The sequence below is a fragment of the Streptomyces lunalinharesii genome, assembly GCF_039532155.1.
Classification (GTDB): Bacteria; Actinomycetota; Actinomycetes; order Streptomycetales; family Streptomycetaceae; genus Streptomyces; species Streptomyces lunalinharesii.
The window spans coordinates 457,997-478,891 of the sequence record NZ_BAAARK010000002.1 but is presented as its reverse complement, the minus strand read 5'-3'; the positions used below and the strand labels follow the sequence as shown (position 1 = coordinate 478,891).

At 74.0% G+C, this 20,895-nt stretch carries 14 protein-coding genes; 9 read left to right on the top strand and 5 right to left on the bottom strand.

Going from position 1 to position 20,895, the window contains the following annotated elements:
• The gene (locus ABD385_RS06105) at positions 1-3,024 is read left to right on the top strand and encodes a bifunctional [glutamine synthetase] adenylyltransferase/[glutamine synthetase]-adenylyl-L-tyrosine phosphorylase (protein ID WP_344573919.1); all 3,024 of its coding nucleotides are present in this window, start codon (positions 1-3) and stop codon (positions 3,022-3,024) included.
• A gap of 39 nt (positions 3,025-3,063) precedes the next feature.
• Here ABD385_RS06105 and ABD385_RS06100 read toward each other — a convergent pair whose 3' ends face one another.
• Positions 3,064-3,690, bottom strand: a complete 627-nt coding sequence (locus ABD385_RS06100; protein WP_344573918.1) for a TetR/AcrR family transcriptional regulator — start codon at positions 3,688-3,690, stop codon at positions 3,064-3,066.
• 180 nt (positions 3,691-3,870) lie between these two features.
• On the opposite strand from ABD385_RS06100, the gene ABD385_RS06095 reads away from it, so the two are divergent.
• Positions 3,871-5,412, top strand: a complete 1,542-nt coding sequence (locus ABD385_RS06095) for an APC family permease (RefSeq protein WP_344573917.1) — start codon at positions 3,871-3,873, stop codon at positions 5,410-5,412.
• Positions 5,413-5,549: 137 nt separating this feature from the next.
• A complete protein-coding gene (locus tag ABD385_RS06090) occupies positions 5,550-7,151 on the top strand; it encodes an amidohydrolase (protein WP_344573961.1) in 1,602 nt (533 codons plus the stop codon).
• Positions 7,152-7,230: 79 nt separating this feature from the next.
• On the opposite strand, the gene ABD385_RS06085 is transcribed toward ABD385_RS06090, so the two are convergent.
• The 3 genes from ABD385_RS06085 to ABD385_RS06075 form a co-directional block, all read right to left on the bottom strand.
• A complete protein-coding gene (locus tag ABD385_RS06085; RefSeq protein ID WP_344573916.1) occupies positions 7,231-8,088 on the bottom strand; it encodes a phosphatase PAP2 family protein in 858 nt (285 codons plus the stop codon).
• A gap of 152 nt (positions 8,089-8,240) precedes the next feature.
• Positions 8,241-9,293: a LacI family DNA-binding transcriptional regulator gene (locus ABD385_RS06080; RefSeq protein ID WP_344573915.1), complete on the bottom strand. Its 1,053-nt coding sequence runs from the start codon at positions 9,291-9,293 to the stop codon at positions 8,241-8,243.
• Positions 9,294-9,318: 25 nt separating this feature from the next.
• Positions 9,319-10,968, bottom strand: coding sequence for a glycoside hydrolase family 13 protein (locus ABD385_RS06075; RefSeq protein ID WP_344573914.1), 1,650 nt, complete (start codon positions 10,966-10,968; stop codon positions 9,319-9,321).
• A 222-nt stretch (positions 10,969-11,190) separates the two neighbouring features.
• On the opposite strand from ABD385_RS06075, the gene ABD385_RS06070 reads away from it, so the two are divergent.
• Genes ABD385_RS06070 through ABD385_RS06050 form a run of 5 tightly spaced genes read left to right on the top strand, consistent with a single transcriptional unit; the run spans position 11,191 to position 16,966 of the window.
• Positions 11,191-12,465, top strand: a complete 1,275-nt coding sequence (locus tag ABD385_RS06070) for an extracellular solute-binding protein (RefSeq protein WP_344573913.1) — start codon at positions 11,191-11,193, stop codon at positions 12,463-12,465.
• Complete coding sequence (locus ABD385_RS06065; protein WP_344573912.1) at positions 12,462-13,397, top strand: carbohydrate ABC transporter permease; 936 nt, start codon at positions 12,462-12,464, stop codon at positions 13,395-13,397. The genes ABD385_RS06070 and ABD385_RS06065 overlap by 4 nt, the downstream gene beginning before the upstream one ends.
• 2 nt (positions 13,398-13,399) lie before the next feature.
• Positions 13,400-14,254: a sugar ABC transporter permease gene (locus ABD385_RS06060; RefSeq protein ID WP_344573911.1), complete on the top strand. Its 855-nt coding sequence runs from the start codon at positions 13,400-13,402 to the stop codon at positions 14,252-14,254.
• 1 nt (position 14,255) lies between these two features.
• Positions 14,256-15,926 carry a glycoside hydrolase family 13 protein gene (locus ABD385_RS06055; protein WP_344573910.1) on the top strand — a complete coding sequence of 557 codons (1,671 nt, stop codon included), beginning with the start codon at positions 14,256-14,258 and terminating at the stop codon, positions 15,924-15,926.
• Positions 15,914-16,966: a LacI family DNA-binding transcriptional regulator gene (locus ABD385_RS06050; protein ID WP_344573909.1), complete on the top strand. Its 1,053-nt coding sequence runs from the start codon at positions 15,914-15,916 to the stop codon at positions 16,964-16,966. The genes ABD385_RS06055 and ABD385_RS06050 overlap by 13 nt, the downstream gene beginning before the upstream one ends.
• A gap of 89 nt (positions 16,967-17,055) precedes the next feature.
• Here the strand turns inward: ABD385_RS06050 and ABD385_RS06045 are convergent, their stop codons facing one another.
• Positions 17,056-17,937: an SAM-dependent methyltransferase gene (locus tag ABD385_RS06045; RefSeq protein WP_344573907.1), complete on the bottom strand. Its 882-nt coding sequence runs from the start codon at positions 17,935-17,937 to the stop codon at positions 17,056-17,058.
• A gap of 283 nt (positions 17,938-18,220) precedes the next feature.
• On the opposite strand from ABD385_RS06045, the gene pulA reads away from it, so the two are divergent.
• On the top strand, positions 18,221-20,848 hold the full coding sequence (gene pulA, locus ABD385_RS06040) for a pullulanase-type alpha-1,6-glucosidase (protein ID WP_425585355.1): 2,628 nt from the start codon (positions 18,221-18,223) through the stop codon (positions 20,846-20,848).
• Positions 20,849-20,895 lie beyond the last annotated feature (47 nt).

Here is a 20,895-nt window from a genome sequence, read left to right as displayed (position 1 = left end):
ATGGCACTACCCGCTCCGCAGGGACGGCGGAGCAGCGCCTTCGCCCGGCTGCTGAGGCACGGTTTCACCGACCCCTCGGCGGCCGGCACGCTGCTCGACGCCCCCGAACTCGCCTCCGTACGCGACGATTCGGTGCTCCTCGAAGCGCTCGGCGGCACGTCCGACCCCGATCTGGCGCTGCGCGGCCTGCTCCGGCTGGTGGAGGCGCTCCAGCCGGCCGAGCAGCAGGAGCTGCTGGCCACCGTCGCCGCCGCCAAGCCGTTGCGCGACCGGCTGTTGGGCGTGCTGGGCGCGTCCGAGGCGCTCGGCGACCACCTGGTCCGGCACCCGGACGACTGGCGGTCGCTGGTCACCTACGAGTCGGTCGACCTGCACCCCACCACCCCGGAGTTCGAGCAGGCGCTCGCCGACGGCATCTGGGGCGAGCGGGGCGCCGACCGGCCGCGCGCGGACGCGCTGCGCGCCGCCTACCGCCGCTGCCTGCTGGGCATCGCGGCCCGTGACGTGTGCGGCACCACCGACGTCGCGGAGGCCGCGGCGGAGCTCGCGGACCTGGCCACCGCCACCGTCCGGGCCGCCCTGGAGATCTCCTACGAGGAGCAGCCCGGCGACGCCGCGCAGTGCCGGCTGGCGGTCATCGGCATGGGCAAGTGCGGCGGCCGGGAACTCAACTACGTCTCCGACGTGGACGTGATCTACGTCGCCGAGCCGCGGGAGGGCGCCGAGGAGGCCAAGGCGCTCCAGGCCGCGACCCGGCTCGCCGCCCGGATGATGCGGCTGTGCTCGGACAGCACCGCCGAGGGCACCATCTGGCCGGTGGACGCCAACCTGCGCCCCGAGGGCCGCAACGGGCCGCTGGTGCGCACGTTGACCAGCCACCTCGCCTACTACCACCGGTGGGCCAAGACCTGGGAGTTCCAGGCGCTGCTCAAGGCCCGTCCGATGGCCGGTGACCTGGCGCTGGGCCAGGAGTACGTGGACGCGCTGGCGCCGATGGTGTGGGACGTCGCCGAGCGGGAGAACTTCGTCACCGACGTCCGCCAGATGCGCCTGCGGGTGGTGGAGAACATCCCCGCCGGCCAGGTAGACCGCGAACTCAAGCTCGGCCCCGGCGGGCTGCGGGACGTCGAATTCGCCGTCCAGTTGCTCCAGTTGGTGCACGGCCGCACGGACGCCACGCTGCGCAGCGCCACCACCCTGGACGCGCTGGCGGCGCTCGCGTCCGGCGGTTACGTGGGCCGCCAGGACGCCGCCGCGCTCGACGCCGCCTACCGCTTCCTGCGCACGCTGGAGCACCGGATCCAGCTGTTCCGGCTGCGCCGCACCCATCTGATGCCCGAGGCCGAGAGCGAACTGCGGCGCCTGGCACGGTCGTTGGGGCTGCGCACCGAGCCGGTCGCCTCGCTGCGCCGGGAGTGGAAGTGGCACGCCCGCGAGGTGCGCCGGCTGCACGAGAAGCTCTTCTACCGGCCGTTGCTGGACGCCGTCGCGCACCTGGAGCCCGGCGAGGTCCGGCTGTCGGCGAAGGCCGCCGGCCACCGCCTGGAGGCCCTCGGCTACGCCGATCCGGTCGCCGCGCTGCGGCACATGGAGGCGCTGGCGTCCGGGGTGAGCCGCAAGGCGGCGATCCAGCGGACGCTGCTGCCGGTGCTGCTCGGCTGGTTCGCCGACTCCGCCGACCCCGACGCCGGCCTGCTGAACTTCCGCAAGGTCTCCGACGCGCTCGGCAAGACCCCCTGGTACCTCCGGCTGCTGCGCGACGAGGGCGCCGCCGCGGAGAACCTTGCACGGGTGCTGTCCGCCGGCCGGCTCGCCCCCGACCTGCTGCTGCGCGCTCCCGAGGCGGTCGCCCTGCTGGGTGCCGCCGACGGGCTCCAGCCGCGGAGCCGGGCCGCCCTGGAGCAGGAGGTGCTGGCCGCGGTCGGCCGCGCCGACGGCGCCGAGGCGGCGGTGGCGGCGGCCCGCGGGGTGCGCCGCCGGGAGCTGTTCCGCACCACCGCGGCCGACGTCATCGGCGCGTACGGCACCGAGTCCAGCCCGGCCGAGACCGACCACGGCCACGCCGTCGACGCGGTCGGTTCGGCGGTCTCCGACGTCAACGCCGCGACCCTCGCCGGCGCCCTGCGGGCCGCCGTCCGCGAGCACTGGGGCGACATGTTGCCCACCCGGTTCGCGGTGATCGGGGTGGGCCGCTTCGGTGGCCACGAGCTGAGCTACGGCTCCGACGCCGACGTGCTGTTCGTCCACGAACCGCGCGAGGGCGCCGACGAGCAGGAGGCCGCCAAGGCCGCCCACGCGGTCGCCAACGAGATGCGGCGGCTGCTCCAACTCCCCTCCGCCGACCCGCCGTTGCTGATCGACGCGGACTTGCGGCCGGAGGGCCGGTCGGGCCCCCTGGTGCGCACCCTCGCCTCGTACGCGGCGTACTACCGGCGGTGGTCGCTGGTGTGGGAGGCGCAGGCGCTGCTGCGGGCCGAACCGGTCGCCGGCGACGTCGAGTTGGCGGAGCGGTTCGTCGAACTGATCGACCCGCTGCGCTATCCCGCCGAGGGGCTGGGCGAGGACGCGGTCCGCGAGATCCGCCGGCTCAAGGCCCGGATGGAGTCCGAGCGGCTGCCCCGCGGCGCGGACCCCACCACGCACGCCAAGTTGGGCCGCGGCGGCCTGAGCGACGTGGAGTGGACGGTCCAGCTGATGCAGTTGCGGCACGGCTGGGAGCTGCCCGGGCTGCGCACCACCCGGACCCGGGACGCGCTGGCCGCCGCGCACGCCGCCGGCCTGATCGGCACCGACGACGCCCGGACGCTGGACGAGGCGTGGGTGCTGGCGGCGCGGGTGCGCAACGCGGTGATGCTGGTGCGCGGCCGGCCCGGGGACACCTTCCCGGCGGACGGCCGGGAGCTGGCCGCCGTCGGCCGCTACCTCGGCTACGAGGAGGGGCACGTCGGGGACATGGTCGACGACTACCGGCGGATCACCCGGCGGGCGCGCGCCGTCGTCGAGGACCTGTTCTACGGGGCCTGATCCCGGCCCCGGCCCACGGACCCGGCTCCCGCGCCCGGATCAGCGGGCGGCCGGCTCCGGCGCGTCGCCCAGCAGCGCCCGTAGGTGCGCCAGGTACCCGGCCAGGGTGAGCGCGAACGCGGCGTCGGCGCGGTCCGGGGCGCTCGCCTCCTGGGCCGCCACCAGCCGCGGTGCGTCGACCCCGTAGGCGACCTCCCACATGGGGTCCGGTGCCGACATGTCCAGCGCCGAGCCGAGCACGAGGTTGTCCAGCCCGGTGATCACCGCCAGCACCGCCTCCGGGGCGAAGCCCGCGTCCAGCAGCAGCCCGGCCACCCGGTCGTAGTGGGCGAGCACCTTCGGCGCCCGGACCGGTGAGGTCATCAGCATCGCGATGGTCCGCGGGTGGGCGGCGAACGCGGCGCGGTAGGAGTGCGCCCAGGCGGCGAGCGCCACGTCCCAGCGGGCGTCCGCCAGGGTGCCGGGGTCGATCGCGTCGGTGACCCGCTCCCGCAGCAGCTCGATCACCCCGGCCCGGCCGTCCACGTGGTGGTACACCGAGGCGGTCTGCACGCCGAGCCGCCGGGCCACCTCCGGAACGCTGAAGTCGCCCCTCTCGTCGACGAGTTCGAGTGCCGTCGCGCCGATCCGCGCCCGGTCCAGCAGGGCCTTCCGCGGCCGCCCCATGGTGTCCCCTCCCGGCGAGAGTCCCCGTCGCGGGGTCTTCCCGAATCGTACGGCGGCGGGTACGGTCCCAAAAACCGAAAGGCTTTAGGTTTCTCTCCCTCCGCGGTCACCCTGCCGTCACACCCCCGTACGCGCACGGCCGCTCCCCTCCCCGTCAGGTCGCAGAAGGGCAACCGAGCCATGGCCGTAGAGTCCGGGTCCCCCAACGAGGCGCCGCAGCAGACCGCACCCCCGCCCGACGCAGCCGCCACCACGCTGCGCCGCGGCACCCTCGGCGTCGCCGACATCGCCTTCTTCGTCATCTCCGCCGCCGCACCGCTCACGGTGATGGCCGGCACCTCCCCGATCGCCCTGGGCTCCGGCGGCGTCGGCGCCCCCGTCGGCTACGTGCTGGCCGGCGCCACCCTGGCCCTGTTCGCGGTGGGCTTCACCACCATGGCCCGGCACGTCCGCCACGGCGGCGGCTTCTACGCCTTCATCACCCGCGGCCTGGGCCGCCCGGCCGGCTTCGGCGCCGCCACCCTGGCGCTGCTCGCCTACAACGGCATGCAGATCGGCGTCTACGGCCTGCTCGCCACCGCCACCCAGGACGCCGTCAAGGCGTTCTGGGGCGTCCACGTCCCCTGGCCGCCGATCGCGCTCGCCGGCGTCGTCGTCATCTGGTTCCTCGGCTACCGCAGCATCGACTTCGGCGCCAAGGTGCTGGGCGTCCTGCTGGTCGCCGAGACCGGCATCCTCGTGCTGCTCGCCGGCGGCGTCCTGCTGCACGGCGGCGCGCACGGCCTGGCACTGGACTCCTTCACCCCGCAGCACGTGCTGGTCCCCGGCACCGGCGCGGTCCTGGCCTTCGCCTTCGCCGCCTTCACCGGCTTCGAGTCCACCGCCATCTACCGCCACGAGGCCCGCGAGCCCCGCCGCACCATCCCCCGCGCCACCTACATCGCGGTCGCCTTCCTCGGCCTCTTCTACGCCTTCACCCTCTGGATCGTCATCCAGGCGTACGGCGCCGACCGGATCGTGCGGGCCGCCCTGGCGGACCCGGCGGGCCTCTTCTTCACCGCCACCACCCGCTACGTCGGCAGCTGGGCCGCCGACCTGATGCACGTGTTCATCCTCACCAGCATCCTGGCCTCGCAACTGGCCTTCCACAACGCGATCAACCGCTACGGCCTGGCCATGGCGCAGGAAGGCGTGCTGCCCCCCGTCCTCGGCCGGGTCCACCCCCGCCACCGCTCCCCGTACGCCGCCGGCGCCCTGCAGAGCGTCCTCGCCGTCCTGGTCGTGCTCGGCTTCGCCCTGGCCGGCGCCGACCCGTACACCCAGCTGCTGCTGTGGATGAACACCCCCGGCATGCTGGGCCTGCTGGCGCTCCAGGCACTCACCGCGCTCGCGGTGCCGCTGTACTTCCGCCGCTTCCGGCACCGGGAGGGCGCACTGCGCACGCTGGTCACGCCGATCGCCGCCACGGTGCTGATGCTCGGCGCGCTGTGGCTGGTCATCGCCAAGATCGACATCATGACCGGCGCCGGCTCCACCACCAACGCCGCCCTGGTGCTGGCCGTCCCCGTCGCCTTCGCCGGCGGCCTCCTCCTGGCCCGCCGGGTGCGCCGCACCCGCCCCGCCGTCTACGCGGGCTTCGCCGCCGAACCCGACGCGGACCCGGAGCCGGCCCCCGCCGCCCCGTCCGCCGCCGCCCCCGAGGAGGCAGCCGCCCGCGGCTGACCCGCCGACCTCTCCGGGGCCCGCACCGGCCCCGCCACCCCGCCCGCACCGAGGAGCTGCCCGTGCCGTCCACCCCCGCCACCCCCGCCACCCCGTCCACCCCGTCCGGCGGTCCGCGCACCGCCGCCGACACCGTCCTGATCGGCGCCCGGGTCCGCACCCTCGACCCGGCCCGCCCCTGGGCCGAGGCCGTCGCCGTCAAGGACGGGCGGATCGCCGCGGTCGGCGACGCGGCGGACGTCCGGCACTGGCGCGACGCCACCACCGAGGTCGTCGACCTGGCCGGCGCCACCCTCGTCCCGGGCCTCACCGACGGCCACAGCCACCCCGTCTGGGGCGTCGAGATGGCCACCGGCCTCGACCTGAGCGCCGTCCGCGACCTCGACGGACTGCGCGCGGCCCTCGCCACCGCCGCCCGGACGCTGCCCCCGGGCGCCTGGCTCACCGGCTGGGGCCTGGACCACAACGCCTTCGGCGACCGGCCCGTCGACCGGGCGCTGATCGAGGACGCGCTGGCCGGCGCCCCCGCCTTCCTCCGCCTCTACGACGGCCATTCGGCGCTGGCCAGCGGCCGGGCCCTGGACGCCGCCGGGATCACCGGACCACGGGCCTTCGCCCAGCGCGCCAGCGTGGTCTGCGACGACACCGGCCGCCCCACCGGCCACCTGGTCGAGCACGCCGCGATGAACCTGGTGCTGCCCGCCATGCCCCGCCCCTCGGCCGCCGACCGGCGCGCCCGGCTGCTCGGCCTGCTCCACGAGATGGCCGCGGCCGGCCTGACCGGCGCCCACGTCATGGACATGGAGGACGCGGACGCCCCCGAACTCCTCGCCGCCATCGAGGCGGACGGCCCCCTCCCGGTCCGCCTGCGGCTCGCCCCCTGGTGCATGCCCGGCATCGACGCCGACGGGCTGGACCACCTGGTCGCGCTGCAACGCCGGGCCGGCCGCCACTGGCGGATCGGCGGGGTGAAGTTCTTCATGGACGGCACCGTCGAGGGCGGCACCGCCTGGCTGGAACGCCCCGACTGCCACGGCCAGGGCACCGACGCCTTCTGGCCGGACCCCGCCGCCTACACCCACGCCGTCCACCACCTCGACCGGGCCGGGGTGCGCACCGCCACCCACGCCATCGGCGACGCCGCGGTCCGTCACGTCCTGGACACCGTCGAACTGCTCGGCACCGACCGCCCCGGCGCCCGCCACCGGCACCGCATCGAGCACATCGAGACCGTCCCGGACTCCCAGCTCCCGCGGTTCGCCCGGCTCGGCGTCGCCGCCTCCATGCAGCCCACCCACACCCACTACACCCGCGCCGACCACACCGACGCCTGGTCCCGGCGGGTCGGTGCGGAACGGGCCGGGCGGGCCTGGCGCTGCCGCGACCTGCGGGACGCCGGCGCCGTCCTGGTCCTCGGCTCGGACTGGCCGATCGCGCACCACGACCCCCGCCAGGTCCTGGCCACCGCCCGGCTGCGCCGCCCCGCGGGCCACCCGGACACCGCACCCATCACCCCGGACCAGGCACTGACCGGACTCCACGCCCTGGAGGGCCTGACCTCGCACGCGGCCCGGGCGGTCGGCGAGGAGTCCGAGGCCGGCCGGATCGCCCCCGGCTTCCGCGCCGACCTCACCGCGCTGGCCGTCGACCCGGTCACCGCCCCGGCCGACGAGGTGGCCACCGCCCCGGTCCTGCTGACCATGACCGGGGGCCACCTCACCCACCGCGCCGAGCGGTAGCCACGACGACGGGCCGCGGGCGAACCCTCCGCCCGCGGCCCGCCGCCGCACCGTGCGCGAGGTCCCGCCCCGCGCCCGGTCACGCCCCGAGGGGCTCCAGCTCCGCCGTTCCCACGTGCCGTGCCAGCCGGTGCGGCAGCCGCCCGTACCACGCCAGGGCCAGCCCGTAGCCGAACGCCAGGCACAGCACCCCGCCCAACGCGTCCAGCCAGAAGTGGTTGGCGGTGGAGACGATCACGGTCAGCGTCGTGGCCGGGTACAGCAGGCCCAGCACCTTGGCCCAGACCGGCTTCGCCAGCAGCGCGATGGTCAGGCCGCACCACAGCGACCAGCCGATGTGCATCGACGGCATCGCGGCGTACTGGTTGGACATCGAGGCGAGGTTCCCGGACGCCATCGAGCCCCAGGTGCCGTGCTGCACGACGGTGTCCACGAAGCCGCCGTCCGGCATCAGCCGGGGCGGCGCCAGCGGGAAGAAGTAGTAGCCGACCAGGGCCACGCCGGTGGTGGCGAAGAGCGCCAGCCGGGCCGCCGCGTACCGCCCCGGATGCCAGCGGTAGAGCCAGATCAGCACGCCGATCGTCACGATGAAGTGCAGCGTCGCGTAGTAGTAGTTCATCGAGACGATGACCCACGTCACGGAGTTCACGGCGTGGTTGACGGTGTGCTCGACGGCGATGCCCAGGGCGTGCTCGGCCCGCCAGATCCAGTCGGCGTTCCGCAGTGCCTGCGCCTTCTGCTCCGGCACCGCGTTGCGGATCATCGAGTAGATCCAGTAGCTGACCGCGATCAGCAGGACCTCGAACCAGAGCCGGGGTGCGCGCGGGGCCCGGAACCGGACCCGTCGCCCCTTGTCCGCCGGACGGTCCGCAGGCTCCCCGCTGGCTGGCGGGGCGGCTGACAGGTCGTCCAGAGTCCTCACATGCGCATCACCCATAGGCAGACAGTCTGCCAGAAAGGGACGTGTGACCGATCATCCTCCAGTCGGGTAAACGGCCCCCTGGCTCGACCTGGAGGAGGACGGGAATCCCCCTACGGGACGAGGGTCCGCGGGCCGCCCCGCACCCCTTACGGGCCCGGGGTGCGCCTTCACTGCGCGGCGCGCAGCGGCCGCGGCACCCTCGCCGCCTTCGGTGCCGAGGCCGTCGACCCCCGCACCACCAGCTCCGGGTGGAAGACGAACTCGCTGTGCGGCGCCGGGGTGCCGCCGATCTCCTCCAGCAGCGCCCGCACCGCCGCCTGCCCCATGGCCTGCACCGGTTGCCGGATCGTCGTCAGCGGCGGGTCGGTGAACGCGATCAGCGGGGAGTCGTCGAAGCCCACCACGGACACCTCCCGCGGCACGTCCAGCCCGCGCTGCCGGGCCGCCCGGATCGCGCCCAGCGCCATCATGTCGCTGGCGCACACGATCGCCGTGACGCCCTGCTCGATCAGCGCGGCCGCCGCGGCCTGCCCGCCCTCCAGGGTGTAGAGGGAGTGCTGGACGAGCGGCGCGGCCGCCACCGGGTCCAGACCCAGCTGCTCCTGGACGCAGCGCAGGAACCCCTCGATCTTGCGTTGCACCGGCACGAACCGCTTCGGCCCGAGCGCCAGCCCGATCCGCCGGTGCCCCAGCGCGGTGAGGTGGGTCACCGCCAACTCCACCGCGGTCCGGTCGTCGGGGGAGACGAACGGCGCCTGCACCTTGTCGGAGAAGCCGTTGATGAGGACGAACGGCACGCCCTGGCCACGCAGCCGCTCGTAGCGGCCCATGTCGGCGTCGGTGTCGGCGTGCAGTCCGGAGACGAAGATGATGCCGGCCACCCCGCGGTCCACCAGCATCTCGGTGAGCTCGTCCTCGGTCGAGCCGCCCGGGGTCTGGGTGGCCAGCACCGGGGTGTAGCCCTGGCGGGTCAGGGCCTGCCCGATGACCTGGGCGAACGCCGGGAAGATCGGGTTCTCCAGCTCCGGGGTGATCAGCCCGACCAGGCCGGCGCTGCGCCGCCGCAGCCGCACCGGCCGCTCGTACCCGAGCACGTCGAGTGCGGCAAGCACGGACTGGCGGGTGGTGGCGGAGACGCCGGGCTTCCCATTGAGCACCCGGCTGACGGTGGCCTCGCTGACACCCGCCTGCGCTGCGATGTCGGCCAGCCGGGCGGTCATGGCACTGGACTGTACCGGTCGCATGTCAGATTGCCCACCAGCTACAGCTGTCCCCGGGCAGCACCGCGGTGCCGTCGCCGGTCGTCACCGCGGCGCTGGCGAGCAGCAGTTCCCCGGGCAGCGGGATCTCGGCCTCCCGGGCCTGGGTGTTGACGGTGCACAGCACCCCGGGCCGGCGGAACGCCAGGACGCCCTCGGGGGCCGACTGCCACGCCATCTCCCCGTCGCCCAGGCCCGGCAGGCGCCGGCGCAGTTCAAGTGCGCCGCGGTACAGCTCCAACGTGGAGGCGGGGTCGCCGGTCTGTGCCGCGACGCTCAGCCGGCCCCAGTCGGCGGGCTGCGGCAGCCAACTGCCCCCCGGCCCGAAGCCGTACGGCGGCTGCTCCCCGGACCAGGGCAGCGGCACCCGGCAGCCGTCCCGGAAGCCGTCCTGGCCGCTGGCGCCGGAGCAGCCGTCGCCGTGCTGCCCGTCGGCGCCGACCCGGCCACGGAAGAACGCCGGGTCCTGGCGCACCTCGGGCGGCAGGTCGGTGACCTCCGGCAGCCCCAGCTCCTCGCCCTGGTAGAGGTAGACGGACCCGGGCAGCGCCAGCATCAGCAGGGTCGCGGCGCGGGCCCGGGCCAGACCGCCGCCGAGGCGGGTGGTGTGCCGGACGACGTCGTGGTTGGAGAGCACCCAGGTGGTGGGGGCGCCGACGGCGACGGTGGCGGCCAGCGAGGAGTCGATGACCGCGCGCAGCGCCCCGGCGTCCCACGGGGTGCTCAGGAACTGGAAGTTGAACGCCTGGTGCAGCTCGTCCGGCCGGACGTACAGGGCCAGCCGCTCGCTGCTGGGGGCCCACGCCTCGGCGACCCCGATCACCTCGCGTCCGCTGGCCTCGCCGTAGCCGTCCAGCAGTCGGCGCCAGGCACGGTGGATGGCGTGCACGCCGTCCTGGTCGAAGAAGGGGAGCACCTGACTGCCGATCAGCCGGGCCTGTTCGCCGCGGCCGATGTCGGGCAGTCCAGGCGCCTTGACCATGCCGTGCGCCACGTCCACCCGGAAGCCGTCCACGCCCAGGTCCAGCCAGAAGCGCAGGATCGCGGCGAACTCCTCGTGCACCTCGGGCCGCTCCCAGTCCAGGTCGGGCTGTTCGGGCGCGAAGAGGTGCAGGTACCAGTCGCCGCGGTCGGTGCGGGTCCAGGCCGGGCCCCCGAAGACCGACTCCCAGTCGTTGGGCGGGAGTTCGCCGTTCTCGCCCTTGCCGGCGCGGAAGACGTAGCGCTGCCGGGCCAGGTCCGGGTCCTGGAACCACGGGTGGCGGTCCGAGGTGTGGTTGGGGACGACGTCCACGATCACCCGCAGGTCGAGCGCGTGCGCGGCGCGGATCAGCTCGTCGGCGTCCTGGAGGTCGCCGAAGAGCGGGTCGACGGCGCGGTAGTCGGCGACGTCGTACCCGCCGTCGGCCTGCGGCGAGGAGTAGAACGGGGTGAGCCAGACGGCGTCCACGCCCAGGTCCTTGAGGTGCGGGAGCCGTTCGCGCACCCCGCGCAGATCGCCGATGCCGTCGCCGTCGCTGTCGGCGAAGGAGCGGACGTAGACCTGGTAGATGACGGCGTCGCGCCACCACCCCTGCCCTCGGTCCGGTCCGGCGGCCTGGGGGGCGGGGCTGGGGGAAGTGAGCTCCTGGGTCATCTGCCGTCCCTGTCAGGTCATGAGGCGAAGGTGCTTCCAGGGAGTCAACGCTCGGAGGGGCGGCGGGTGACGGTGCGCCAGGGCCCCGGTGGGTCCCGTTCCGGCCAGGACGCCGCAACCGCTTCCAGATTTCTTGCAGAAAAATCCCGCAACATCTTTCGGATTGTTTTCGGCGCTGCTACGTTCCAGACCGCCAACCGAGGCTTTCCCTAAGGAGTTCACATGCGGCGTGGCATACGTGGCACTCTGGCCACCGCGCTGGTAGCGGGCCTGGCACTGGCGGCGACGGGGTGCGGGGGCGGGGGCGGCGGGGGGAGTTCGGCGGGCGGCGAGCTGTCCGGAACCGTCACCTTCTGGGACACCTCCAACGACGCCGAGAAGGCCACCTACCGGAAGTTGGCCGAGGGTTTCCAGAAGGAGCACCCCAAGGTCCACGTCGCCTACGTGAACGTCCCGTTCGGCGACGCCAACGCCAAGTTCAAGAACGCCGCGGGCGGCGGGGCGGGCGCCCCCGACGTGATGCGCACCGAGGTCGCCTGGGTCGCCGACTTCGCCAACCTCGGCTACCTCGCCCCGCTGGACGGCACCCCGGCCCTGGACCGCACCGACGACTACCTCCCGCAGGCCGTCGGCTCGACGAAGTTCGGCGGCAGGACCTACGCCGTGCCGCAGGTCATCGACACCCTCGGGCTCTTCTACAACAAGAAGCTCCTCAAGGACGCCGGGGTCGACGTCCCCAAGACCGTCGCCGAACTCACCGCCGCCGCCCAGAAGATCAAGGCCAGGACCGGCGCCACCGCGCTCTACCTGCGCGGCGACGACCCGTACTGGTTCCTGCCCTACCTCTACGGCGAGGGCGGCGACATGGTCGACGCCGCCCACAAGAAGGTCACCATCGACAACGCCGCCGGCGTCCGCGCGCTGCGCACCCTCAAGCAGCTCGTCGACTCCAAGGCCGCCGTCACCGACGCCACCGACGGCCAGGAGAACCAGCTCAAGGCCCTCAAGGACGGCACCGTCGCGATGGCCGTCGACGGCCCCTGGGACATCGAGGGCGCCCGCGCCGGCAAGGCGTTCCGGGACAAGGAGAACCTCGGCGTCGCGCCCGTCCCCGGCGGATCCGCCGCCCAGGGCTCGCCGCAGGGCGGCTGGGACCTCTCGGTCTACGCCGGCAGCAAGAACCTCCCGGCCGCCTACGCCTTCGCCAAGTACATGAGTTCCGCGAAGGTCCAGCAGCAGACCACCGACGCGCTCAGCCTGCTGCCCACCCGCAAGTCCGTCTACGCGGTGCCGGCGGTCAAGCACAACGAGATGGTCACCTTCTTCAAGCCCGCCGTCGACGGCGCCGTCCAACGCCCCTGGATCGCCGAGGGCAACGCGCTCTTCGAACCGCTCAAGGTCCAGATGAACAAGGTGCTCACCGGCGCCGCCACCCCCGAACAGGCCGCGAAGTCCGTCGGGGACGCCTACCGGAAGCTGCTCAAGGACTACACGTGACGCTCCTCGCCCGGACCCGCCGGGCGTTCGGCACCCACTGGTACGCCTGGACCATGACCGCCCCGGTCGTCCTCGTCATCGGCGTCGTCATCGGCATCCCCCTCGTCCGCGGCGTCTTCTTCTCCCTCACCGACGCCAACGAGGCCAACGTCGAGCGCTCGATCGGCATGAACCACCTCCCCGCCACCTACCACTTCACCGGCCTGGACAACTACCGGGCGGTGCTGACCGACGGCGTCTTCTGGGACCGGCTGGGCTGGACCGTGGTGTGGACCGTCGGATGCGTCGGCCTCACCTTCCTCACCGGCCTGGCACTGGCCACGCTGCTCAACCGCCCGCTGCGCGGCCGCACCGGCTACCGCCTGGCGCTGATCCTGCCGTGGGCGATCCCCGCGTTCGTCTCCGTCTTCACCTGGCGGATGCTCTACAACGAGAAGAACGGCCTCCTCAACAAGCTGCTGGCCGGCGGCGGCATCGACGCCGTGCCGTGGCTCAACGACCCGACCTGGGCCAAGCTCTCGGTCATCGCCGTCAACGTCTGGCTGGGCGTGCCCTTCATGCTCGTCGCGCTGCTCGGCGGACTCCAGTCCATCCCGGGCGAGCTGTACGAGGCCGCCGAGATGGACGGCGCCGGCGCCTGGCAGCGCTTCCGCCACATCACCGTGCCCGGTCTGCGCACGGTCAGCGGCACCGTGATCCTGCTCTCGACCATCTGGACGTTCAACATGTTCCCGGTGATCTTCCTGCTCACCCGGGGCGGACCCGGCGACGCCACCGAGATCCTGGTGACCTACGCCTACCGGCTCTCGTTCGTCGACAGCCCCCGCAACTTCTCCGCCTCCGCCACCTGGGGCGTGGTCATTCTCGCCCTCCTCGCCCTGGTCGCGGTCGGCTACCGCAGGGCGCTGCGCAAGCAAGGGGAGGTGTGGTGACCATGGCGCGCACCCGCATCCGCACCCGCATCCGTGGGCAACGGCACCCGCTGGCCTCGGTCGGCCTGCACCTGGCGCTGGCGCTCGCCGCCGTCCTCGCGGTCTTCCCGCCGCTGTGGCTGTTGGTGACCTCCTTCAAGCCCAAGAACGACGCCTTCACCACCAGCCTCGTCACCCACTTCACCCTCGACAACTACAGCCACGTGCTGACCGGCACCTCCTTCCTCACGTGGTTCGGCAACTCCGTGGTCGTCGTCGGCCTGACCACCGTCCTCGGCGTCTTCACCGCCGCCACCACCGGCTACGCCGTCAGCCGCTTCCGCTTCCCCGGCATGCGGCCGCTGATGTGGCTGCTGCTGCTCACCCAGATGTTCCCGGTCGCGGTGCTGATCGTCCCGCTCTACAACCTCCTCGCCGCCCTCGGCCTGCTCAATCAGCCCCTCGGCCTGGTCCTCACCTACCTCACCATCGCCGTCCCGTTCTGCGCCTGGATGATGAAGGGCTTCTTCGACACCATCCCGGTGGAGATCGACGAAGCGGGCCGGGTCGACGGCCTCAACCCGTTCGGCACCTTCTGGCGGCTGGTGCTGCCGCTCGCCCGCCCCGGCCTCGCCGTCACCGGCTTCTACACCTTCGTCACGGCCTGGGCCGAGGTCGCCTACGCCTCCGCCTTCATGACCGGCGAGGAGAACCTCACCCTCGCCGGCGGGCTACAGACCTTCGTCAACCAGTACGGCAGCGACTGGGGTTCGATGACCGCCGCCGCCGTGATCATCGCCGTACCGGCCGCGCTCGTCTTCGCCTTCGCCCAACGCCACCTCGTCTCCGGACTGACCGCCGGCACCACCAAGGGATGACATGACCCGACAGCCCAGCGCCCCGGCCACCGTGCCCGGCGGCCACCCCGATCCGGCGGACGCCCCGGTCGGGGCCGCCGCCCGGGTCACCGACTGGTGGCGCGACGCCGTGATCTACCAGATCTACCCGCGCAGCTTCGCCGACGGCAACGGCGACGGCATGGGCGACCTGCCGGGCGTCCGCGACCGCCTCGGCCACCTGCGCGACCTCGGCGTGGACGCCGTCTGGCTGAGCCCGTTCTACGCCTCCCCGCAGGCCGACGCCGGCTACGACGTCGCCGACTACCGTGCCACCGACCCGCTCTTCGGCACCCTCGCGGACGCCGAGGCGGTCATCCGCGAGGCCCACCGCCTGGGCCTGCGGATCATCGTCGACCTCGTCCCCAACCACTGCTCCGACCAGCACGCCTGGTTCCGCCGCGCGCGCGCCGAGGGTCCTGGTTCGGTCCTGCGCGAACGCTTCCACTTCCGCAAGGGCCGGGGCGACAACGGCGAACTCCCGCCCAACGACTGGGAGTCCGTCTTCGGCGGCCCCGCCTGGACCCGGCTGCCCGACGGCGAGTGGTACCTGCACCTCTTCGCCCCCGAACAGCCCGACTTCAACTGGGACCACCCGGCCGTCCAGGACGAGTTCCGCTCGATCCTGCGCTTCTGGCTCGACCTGGGCGTCGACGGCTTCCGCGTGGACGTCGCCCAGGGGCTGGTCAAGGCCCCCGGCCTGCCGGACATCGGCCGCGGCGAACAGGCCCGCCTGATCGGCTCGCAGGTGCTGCCCTTCTTCGACCAGGACGGCGTGCACGCCGTCTACCGCTCCTGGCGGACCATCCTCGACGAGTACCCCGGGGACCGGATCGGCGTCGCGGAAGCCTGGACCCCCACCGTCGAGCGCCTCGCCCGCTACGTCCGCCCGGACGAGCTGCACCAGGGCTTCAACTTCCACTACCTGAGCGCCGGGTGGGACGCCGCCGAACTCCGAAGGACCATCGACGCCTCCCTCACCGCCCTGGGCCCGGTCGGCGCACCGGCCACCTGGGTCCTGTCCAACCACGACGTCGTCCGCCACCGCACCCGCCTCGGCGGCGGCCTGGACCGCGCCCGCGCCGCGACCTTGCTGATGCTGGCCCTGCCCGGCTCGGCCTACCTCTACCAGGGCGAGGAACTCGGCCTGCCCGAGGTCACCGACCTCCCCGACGAGGTCCGCCAGGACCCGTCCTTCTTCCGCGCCAACGGTCAGGAGGGCCTGCGGGACGGCTGCCGGGTGCCGCTTCCCTGGGACGGCACCGCACCCCCGTACGGCTTCGGCGCCGGCGAGACCTGGCTGCCCCAGCCCGACGACTGGGCCGCGCTCACCGTGGCGGCCCAGACCGGCGACCCGACCTCCACGCTGGAGCTGTACCGCAGCGCCCTGGCGGTGCGCCGCACCCACCCCGGCCTCGGGGCGGGGGACGCGGTGGAGTGGCTGGCCGCCCCCGACGGCGTGCTGGTCTTCCGCCGCCCCGGCGGTCTGCTCTGCACGGTGAACACCACGGCCGAACCCGTGCGACTGGAGCTGCCGCCGGTCCGCCAACTCCTCTCCTCCCGTGCCCCGTTCGCCGCCGCCGCCCCGACGGCCCGGCCCGCCCCGCCGGTGCGGGAGATTCCCGCGGACACCACGATCTGGTGGGCGGAGTGACCCGGCCGGCCCCCCGCCCCACCCCGCGCCTGGCCGACATCGCCGTCCAGGCCCAGGTCAGCGAGGCGACCGCCAGCCGCGTCCTCAACGGGCGGGCGGGCGTGGCGGCGGGCACCCGTCAGCGCGTGCTCGCCGCGCTCGACCTCCTCGGCTACGAACGCCCGGTGCGGCTGCGGCGGCGCAGCGCCGGGCTGGTCGGGTTGGTCATCCCGGAACTGACCAACCCGATCTTCCCGGCCTTCGCCCAGGTCATCGAGCAGTGCCTGGCCGGCCACGGGTACACGCCGGTCCTGTGCACCCAGATGCCGGGCGGCGCCACCGAGGACGAACTCGTCGAGCAGTTGGAGGAGCGCGGCGTCACCGGCATCGTCTTCCTGTCCGGCCTGCACGCCGACACCGCCGCCGACCCCTCCCGCTACACCCGGCTCACCTCGCGCGGCGTGCCCTACGTCCTGATCAACGGCTACAACGAACGGGTCGACGCGCCCTGCGTCTCGCCCGACGACCGCGCCGCGGCCCGGACGGCCGTGCGCCACCTCGCCGAACTGGGCCACGAGCACATCGGCCTGGCCGTCGGGCCGGCCCGCTACGTGCCCTCCCGGCGCAAGGCGGAGGGTTTCACCGCGGCGCTCCAGGAGTCGTTCGGCCTGTCGAGGGGGCAGGCCGAACGGCGCGTGACGCACACCCTGTTCAGCGTCGAGGGCGGTCACGCCGCGGCCGCCGCCCTGCTCGACGACGGCTGCACGGGCATCGTCTGCGGCAGCGACCTGATGGCGCTGGGCGTGGTGCGGGCGGCCCGGCAACGGGGGATCGACGTCCCGGGCCGGCTCTCCGTCGTCGGCTTCGACGACTCCCCGCTGATCGCCTTCACCGCCCCGCCGCTGACCACGGTGCGGCAGCCGGTGCAGGCGATGGCGACCGCGGCGGTGGGCGCACTGGTCGAGGAGATCCAGGGGAATCCCGTCCAGCGCACCGAGTTCGTCTTCCAGCCGGAGCTGGTGGTGCGCGGATCCACCGGCCCTGCCGGGCGGCGTACGTGACGGACGCCGCCCGCTGGACCGTCCCGGACCGGCCCTCGGTGGGCAGGGTCGGCCGCGCGGATCCGGACCTCCGTGGCGGCTGACGGCCCTCAGGCCGCCGGGCGGCGCGCGTGGAAGACGCCCCAGCGCAGCAGGCCCCGACGGGCGATGTCGGCCCAGAGGGGGAGGTTGGTCCGCAGTTCGTCGAGGTAGGCGGGGCTGATGACGTCGCGGAGTTCGGCCGAGCGTCGGCGGACCTCCTCGTCGAGGCGTGCGTAGTGGGTGGCGATGTCCCCGCTGCGGTCCTCGAAGTCGACGTCCTCCAGGCCGAGTTCGGTCAGTCGCCGAAGGTAGGAGGTCGGGGTGGCCGGGGTCTCGACGCCCAGGCGGGAGAACGCCGGCCGCACCGCCTCGGCGGGTGTCTCCTCGCCCACCATGATGTCGGAGAAGACCAGCGCGCCGCCCGGTTTCAGTACGCGTACCGCCTCGCCCAGCGCGCCCTCCCGGTCCGCCACGTGGCACAGGACCTCCAGGGACCAGACGACGTCGAACCGCTCGGCCTCGTAGGGCAGGTCGTTGAGGGAGCCGGTGACGACCTCGATCAGGCCGTCCAGCCCGCGTCGGGCGTTGGTCGCGCGCTGGCGCCGGTTGTGCTCCTCGCTGAGGTCGAGGGCCACGACGCGGCAGCCGAAGCGGGTGGCGAGCGCGCGGGCCGAACCGCCGTACCCGGAGCCGAGGTCGAGCACCGTGGCGTGCGGGCCGAGCAGGTCCGCGGCCTTGTCGGCGGCGTGCTCGACGGTCCGGTGCGAGGCGGCCGCGATCGCCTCGTGTGGATGGGAGTAGAGGCCGACGTGGATGTCCTCGCCGCCCCAGACGGCGTCGTAGAAGGCGTCGACGTCGCCGGTGTCGTAGTAGTCGCGGGTCGTGTCGTCGTGGGTCGCGTCGTCGTGGCGCGGGGCGCTGCCGGTGGCGTTCTCGGGGGTGTTGATCATGGTGGGGGGATTCCCCGCGCTGGTGCGGGTGATGCGCACGGCGTAGCGGTTCGGGCGACTATGCGCCAACTCGCCGTCGCATGGCGGCCGGTCCGGCCGGCCGGGCGCGTGGACCCACCGGTGGCGGGTCTCCGGCCGGCCGGACCGACTCGCCTGGGAACGTAACACCGTTGCAATCTCTTGCGAAAGGTCTTGCAGCAATCGTCCGGTCCGACTAGAACCAGGGGCCATGCCCTCCACCGCGCACCGCCTCCGCCGCCGGACCGCCGCCGTCCTCGCCCTCCTGGCCGGCGCCGCCGCGCTCGCCCTCCCGCCGCACCCCCGGGCCCAGGCGGTCCCGTCCGATCGCCGGACCACGGCCGAGGCCCAGTGGATCGACCGCACCACCGTGGTCTGGAAGGGCGCCCGATCCGCCGCCGCACAACTGGAGTTCGGCGACCCGGCCGACCGCGACGGACGCCCCACCGGCCGCATCCGCCTCACCCCCGGCACCCTCACCCCCGCCGAGCGCGCCGCCTACCCCCACCTGACCGGCTACCCGGCCTTCACCGTCGACCCCCGCGACCGCGCCCTGGCCGCCACCGCCCTGCGCGGGCGACTGGTCGCCACCCAGCGCACCGCCGACGGGCCGCGCACCACCGGAGTCCAACTCCCCGGCGTCCTCGACGACCTCTACGGCACCCGCGCCCGCCGCGCCGCCCTGGGGCCGGTGTTCCACGGCGGCCGCCCCACCCTCGCCGTCTGGGCGCCCACCGCCCGCACCGTCGCCCTCGAACTGGCCGGCCGGCGCGTGCCGATGCACCGCGACGGGGCGAGTGGGGTGTGGAGCGCGCGGGGCGAGCGCGACTGGACCGGGCAGCCGTACCGCTACCTGGTCACCGTCTGGGCGCCGGACGCCGGCCGGACCGTCACCAACGCGGTCACCGACCCGTACGCCACCGCCCTGACCGCCGACTCCGCCCGCAGCCTCGTCGTCGACCTCGCCGACCCCCGGCTCGCCCCCGAGGGCTGGGCCGCGCTGCGCAAGCCCGCCCCGGTACCGCTGCGCCGGGCCCGCATCCAGGAACTCCACGTCCGCGACTTCTCCATCGAGGACCGCACCTCGCACCACCCCGGCCAGTACCTCGCCTTCACCGACACCGGCTCCGCCGGCATGCGCCACCTGAAGGCCCTCGCCGCGGCCGGTACCACCCACGTCCACCTGCTGCCGGCCTTCGACTTCTCCTCCGTCCCCGAACGCCGCGCCGACCAGCAGCGCCCCGCCTGCGACCTGGCCGCCCTGCCCGCCGGCTCCGAGCGCCAGCAGGAGTGCGTGGCCAAGACGGCCGACCGGGACGGCTACAACTGGGGCTACGACCCCCTGCACTACACCGTCCCGGAGGGCTCCTACGCCTCCGACCCCGACGGCACCGCCCGGACCGTCGAATTCCGCCGCATGGTGCAGGGCCTCAACGGCAGCGGCCTGCGCACCGTCATGGACGTCGTCTACAACCACACCGCCGCCGCCGGCCAGGACGATCCGCACTCCGTCCTCGACCGCATCGTGCCCGGCTACTACCACCGGCTGCTCGACGACGGCACCGTCGCCACCTCCACCTGCTGCGCCGGCACCGCGCCCGAACACACCATGATGGGCAAGCTCGTCGTCGACTCCGTGGTCACCTGGGCCAAGCAGTACAAGGTCGACGGCTTCCGCTTCGACCTCATGGGCCACCACCCCAAGGCCAACGTCCTCGCCGTCCGCAAGGCCCTCGACGCGCTCACCCCGGCCCGGGACGGCGTCGACGGGAAATCGGTGATCCTCTACGGCGAGGGCTGGAACTTCGGCGAGGTCGCCGACGACGCCCGCTTCGTCCAGGCCACCCAGCGCCACATGGCCGGCACCGGCATCGCCACCTTCAACGACCGGGCCCGCGACGCGGTCCGCGGCGGCGGCCCCTTCGACGCCGACCCCCGCGTCCAGGGCTTCGCCTCCGGCCTGTACACCGACCCCAACTCCGCACCGGCCAACGGCGATTCGGCCGCCCAGCGCGCCCGCCTCCTGCACTACCAGGACCTCATCAAGGTCGGGCTCACCGGCAACCTCGCCGACTACGCCTTCACCGACACCGCGGGCCGACGGGTCACCGGCGCCCAGATCGACTACGACGGCGCCCCCGCCGGCTACGCCGCCGCCCCCGGCGACGCTCTCGCCTACGTCGACGCGCACGACAACGAAACCCTCTACGACGCCCTGGCCTACAAACTGCCGCCCGGCACCCCCGCCGCCGACCGCGCCCGGATGCAGGTCGTCGCCCTCGCCACGGCCGCCCTCGCCCAGGGCCCGGCGCTCTCCCAGGCCGGCTCCGACCTGCTGCGCTCCAAGTCCCTGGACCGCAACTCCTTCAACAGCGGCGACTGGTTCAACGCCCTGCACTGGCAGTGCACCGACGCCCCCCGGGGCGCCGCGGCCGACAACGGCTTCGGCCGCGGCCTGCCGCCGGCCGCCGACAACAAGGACAAGTGGCCCTACGCCAAGCCCCTGTTGGCCGACCCGGCCCTCCGCCCGGACTGCGCCACCCAGAACGCCGCGTCGGCCGCCTACCGCGACCTGCTGCGCATCCACGCCACCGAACCGGCCTTCGGCCTGGCCACCACCGCCGCCGTCCAGTCGGCGCTCTCCTTCCCGCGCTCCGGCCCCGACGAGACCCCCGGCGTCCTCACCATGCGCCTGGCCGACCTCGTCGTCGTCTTCAACGCCACCCCGCAACGACAGGCCCAGACCGTCCCGGCGCTCACCGGCCGCCGCTACGCCCTGCACCCCCTCCAGGCGCACGGCGCCGACCGCACCACCGCGACCGCGACCTACGACCGGGCCTTCGGCACCTTCACCGTCCCGCCCCGCACCGTCGCCGTCTTCCGCCGCGGCTGACCCGGGCCGGCGGACGGCCGGCGGACACCCGGGGCGGTCGGCAGCGG